Below are 4,419 nucleotides of genomic sequence, written 5' to 3'. Positions count from 1 at the left end.
ATGCTTTTGCTGGGTACCACTTTTTACACCAATTCAGTTGGAATCGGTTCACTTATCTGTATGTTGGTCTACACCGCCGGCTTTGCCATGTCGTGGGGACCTGTTTGTTGGGTTTTGTTGGCCGAAATATTCCCCAATTCGATCCGTTCTACAGTTATGAGTATTGCAGTAGCCGGACAGTGGGTGGCTAATTTCCTGGTATCGTGGACCTTCCCGATGTTGGATAAAAATCAGTATCTGACAGATAATTTCAATCACGGTGTGTCTTATTGGATATATGGAGTGATGGGGCTGTTGGCCGCATTCTTTATCTGGAAGATGGTTCCGGAAACGAAAGGGAAAACCCTGGAGGAGATGGAGAAATACTGGAAGCGATAATAGTTTAAGGAAGAGGATGACTTTGATGGGTTATCCTCTTTTTTTTTGGAAATTAATCAGTAATTTTGTAGTCATAATTAAAGCGTGAGGTGTAATATGATACTTCTTAAACGAATGCTTATCTGGCTTAGAAACCTGTTTATTTCTCTTTTTGTTTTTAGCTTGCTTTGGGTGGTGGCAGGAAAGGTTATTCCTGTATATTACACTCCACTTATGTTTATACGCCTGTACGAACAGTTTCAGGATGGCAAACCGCTTAAATTAAAGCATACCTGGGTACCCATGTCTAAGATTGCCCAGCCGATGGTTCAGGCCGTAATTTCATCCGAGGATAATCTTTTTATGGAACACAGGGGTTTTGACATCGAACAGATCAAGAAGGCAAAAAATGAGGCCGATCGGGGTAAGCGTGTACGCGGAGCCAGCACCATTACTCAGCAGACTGCTAAAAATGTTTTTCTGTGGCCCGGGAAAAGCTATATCCGTAAAGGTATTGAAGCTTACTTTACCGTGTTGATTGAGTGGGTGTGGGGTAAAGAAAGAATAATGGAGGTATATCTCAATTCCATCGAAATGGGAGAGGGGATATACGGTGTGGAGGCTGTGGCCCAGGAACACTTTAATAAACCGGCCTACAAACTTACCAAAAGACAGGCTGCCCTTATCGCGGCTACCTTGCCTAACCCCCGTAAATTCAACTCGGCCAAGCCTTCTCCTTATATGATTAAGCGCCAGGCTAAAATTCTTTCACTCATGGGTAAACTTATGAAGGTGGAGATGGGTTACAATGAGGGGAATTCGGATCAGGATTCCGGTGAAATTAAAAAAAGAAAAAAATGGAGAGCTTTAGTTACTACGACCTTGGCAGAATAGAATACGGAAAGGCCCTTGATTTGCAGACTAATAGTTTTGAATCGCTGATTGATGCGAAAAGAAAGGGACTTGAAGAGCAGAACTGTCTGTATTTCTGTGAACATAATCCGGTGCTGACTTTAGGTAAAAGCGGAAAGGAGACCAATTTACTGGTACCCGAGCTGTTGTTGAAGGAGAAAGGAGTTTCCTTGTTTCATATCGACCGTGGGGGGGATATTACCTATCATGGTCCGGGACAAATAACCGGTTATCCGGTTTTCGACCTGGATGGGTTTGGAATGGGACTGAAAGCCTATATACATACGTTGGAAGATATAGTGATTGAATTTCTTTTGCTTTACGGGGTTAAGGCTGAACGGTTGGACGGAGCTACCGGCGTGTGGCTGGACAGTAAAGTTCCTGGTGCTGCCCGTAAGATTTGTGCCATCGGGGTGAAAAGCAGCCATTTTGTTACTATGCACGGGTTCGCTCTAAATATCAATACCGATCTTACCTATTATTCGTTGATCAATCCCTGTGGGTTTGTAGACAAAGGGGTAACCTCTCTTGCCAAAGAGCTGGGGGCCGAACAAGATTTCGAATTGGCTAAAAGCCGGTTGCTTACCCTTTTCCAGCAGGCTTTCAGATGACTGATTTTGAGATTCATTTTGCTCCTTTGCAGGGGTATACAGATTGTGTATACCGGAAAGTTCATGCAGCTATATTTGGTGGCGTGGATACTTATTACACTCCTTTTCTGAGAGTGGAAAATGGGGGTGTCCGTTCCAAAGATTTACGTGATATCGTGCGTTCGGATAATGCTCCACATAATGTGATACCTCAGCTAATTGCTGCTAATCCGAATGAATTGTCTTATTTGACAGATCTGGTGGTAAAGGAGGGATACAACAGGGTGGATATCAATATGGGATGTCCTTTCCCCAAACAAACCCGACTGAAACGTGGCGCCCGGTTGTTGGCTTTTCCTGAGGATGCTGCCAGATTGCTTGCTTGTATAAAGGACTATCCGTCGGTTTCCTTTTCTGTAAAGCTACGCCATGGCTGGGATGATTGCTCACAATTTGAAGAGATTCTTGCTGTGTTGAATGATCTGCCTCTTACCCATGTAACGTTGCATCCGCGCTTGGGAATACAGCAGTATAAAGGGCAGACCGATAAGGATGTATTTGCCCGTTTTTATGGTTTATGCCGTATTCCTCTTTATTATAACGGTGATATAGTCTCGGTTGCAGAAATTAATGAGCTGAAAGAGTGCTTTCCCAATTTAGCCGGCGTGATGTTAGGTAGAGGGTTGTTGGCATATCCCTGGCTGGCATCGGAATGGAAACAGGGTGAAACCTTGCCGGTTAACGAACGACGTACAAGGCTGATTGACTTTCATGGACGGTTGCTGGATGCATACACCTCTCGCCTGGAAGGGGGTGAACATCAGTTGCTGTCCAAGATGCAGACTCTTTGGGATTATCTGTTGCCGGATGCCGATAAAAAATTAAGGAAGAAAATTCTTAAAAGTACCACATTGCAGCAGTACCTGCAAGCAGTGTCAGCTTTGTTCGCGACCTATTAACTTTGTGTTTTCTTCTTATAATAGTCGAAACGGAATAACACATCGTTTACATAATTATAGGTTTCCGAGCCACGGAGGTACCCGTGTTTGCACACGGAGTCGTTGTAATAGAACGGATCGCTTTTCTTTCGGATAAACTCATCTACATTTCCTTCCCATTTATTGGGATCCTTTCCATATTTTATGGCCAATCGCTGGGCGTCATACACATGACCTATACCGGCGTTGTAAGCGGCAAGGGTGAATTTTATCTTTTCTTTCTCGTCTGTTATTTCTGAAAATCCCTGGCGGAACCTACGGAAACACTCGATTCCGGTTTTAATACCGATTTCCGGATCTTTAAGCTCGTGTGATGCAACACCTAGTCCCCGGGCTGTATTTGGCATAATTCCCATCAAACCTTCGGCCCCGGCCCATGAAACAGAATGGGGATTGAAATGCGATTCCTGATAAGATATGGATGCCACCAACCTCCAATCTAAATCTACCTTCTTTGCGTATTTCTTAAAAAGAGGGTCGTAAGCAGATATCTGACCTTTTTTTACTTCCGATAATGAGACGATATCCGGTATTTTGCTAAGCTCAAAATAACGTTTGGTTATGGCTTTGAAGTTGTAATCCGAAGCTTTGTCGGTAGCCCAAGCGTTAATAGCTTCCGCTAAAAGGGGACTGTTTTTGCTAACTGCCCATGAAGACCTCTGCAAAAAGCTTATCTTCAGACTTATATTTATATTATTGTAATATGTCTTATTTAGTCTGGCTAGTTTATCGTCACTAACGGTGAAGGGAATTTCCCCTTTGGCCACCATTTCGATCAGGTCTTCGGAAGTTACGGTATCTTTCTCAATATCGGCTATGTGGATACCTCCGCCCAGCTCAACATTCAGGTTGGTAAGCCGTTCGTGGTATTTGGTGCCGTGTTTTACATAAACGGTTTTACCAATAAGCTGGGTAACATCCTTAACGAGGGTATCTCCTTTATTGGAACGTTGAACCAACACCTGAGTGGAGAGTTCCTCTCGTCCACAGAATATAACCTCTTGTCTGAGCGTATTGGTTACCGGTAATGGATAGGCAACCACATCGGCTTCACCGTTTAAGAGCATTTCACTTAATTTGGATATGTTTTGGGCTACTTTGATATTGAGCTTTAATCCTTGAGAATGCGCAAAATCGCGGATTAGATCGTACTCGTAACCCATGGGCTGCATTTTGTACTGAAAGTATGAAGTAGAACTGTATAAAGTAACGGCTGTAAGCTCTCCTTTTACTTTCAATTGAGGTAAATCCACCTGCAGGGATCCTTCCTTGTTATCTTCTTTTTTATTGCTGTAACAAGAGAAACATCCCAACAGGATGGAGCCGATCATTACAATCAGCGTTATCTTTTTACGAAACACGGTTTTGTCCGTCATTTCTGTCCTCCATGCAAATCAAGAATGAGATTTCTTTTCCAATAATACAACATTTTCCACGTGATGGGTGTGGGGGAACATATCAACAGGTTGTACCTTTTTTACTTCGTATTTAACGTCAAGAAGTCCGAGGTCCCTTGCCTGCGTAGCAGGATTACAGCTTACGTAGACAATTCGCCGGGGTTC

At 43.5% G+C, this 4,419-nt stretch carries 5 protein-coding genes and 1 pseudogene; 4 read left to right on the top strand and 2 right to left on the bottom strand.

Translation table 11 applies throughout. From position 1 onward, the window contains the following. From AB7E53_RS14330 to AB7E53_RS14315, 4 genes are all read left to right on the top strand, one after another. Positions 1 to 378, top strand: a 378-nt coding sequence (locus tag AB7E53_RS14330; protein WP_446776442.1) for an MFS transporter, incomplete at its 5' end; no start/stop codon positions are given. A gap of 96 nt (positions 379 to 474) precedes the next feature. Continuing rightward, positions 475 to 1,251 carry a monofunctional biosynthetic peptidoglycan transglycosylase gene (gene mtgA / locus AB7E53_RS14325; RefSeq protein ID WP_446776440.1) on the top strand — a complete coding sequence of 259 codons (777 nt, stop codon included), beginning with the start codon at positions 475 to 477 and terminating at the stop codon, positions 1,249 to 1,251. Next, positions 1,215 to 1,880, top strand: a complete 666-nt coding sequence (gene lipB, locus AB7E53_RS14320) for a lipoyl(octanoyl) transferase LipB (RefSeq protein WP_421467315.1) — start codon at positions 1,215 to 1,217, stop codon at positions 1,878 to 1,880. Before mtgA ends, lipB begins: the two co-directional genes overlap by 37 nt. After that, complete coding sequence (locus tag AB7E53_RS14315; RefSeq protein ID WP_446776438.1) at positions 1,877 to 2,818, top strand: tRNA dihydrouridine synthase; 942 nt, start codon at positions 1,877 to 1,879, stop codon at positions 2,816 to 2,818. The genes lipB and AB7E53_RS14315 overlap by 4 nt, the downstream gene beginning before the upstream one ends. On the opposite strand, the gene AB7E53_RS14310 is transcribed toward AB7E53_RS14315, so the two are convergent. After that, on the bottom strand, positions 2,815 to 4,188 hold the full coding sequence (locus tag AB7E53_RS14310; protein WP_446776444.1) for a transglycosylase SLT domain-containing protein: 1,374 nt from the start codon (positions 4,186 to 4,188) through the stop codon (positions 2,815 to 2,817). The two genes, AB7E53_RS14315 and AB7E53_RS14310, sit on opposite strands and share 4 nt — an antisense overlap. A 63-nt stretch (positions 4,189 to 4,251) precedes the next feature. Further along, positions 4,252 to 4,419: pseudogene (locus AB7E53_RS14305) on the bottom strand (23S rRNA (uracil(1939)-C(5))-methyltransferase RlmD); the annotation flags it as partial.

Origin of the sequence: Macellibacteroides sp. (genome assembly GCF_050251695.1) — a bacterium.
Lineage (GTDB): Bacteria > Bacteroidota > Bacteroidia > Bacteroidales > Tannerellaceae > Macellibacteroides > Macellibacteroides fermentans.
The sequence above is the reverse complement of the archived record's forward strand: the minus strand, read 5'-3'. Positions and strand labels throughout refer to the sequence as shown.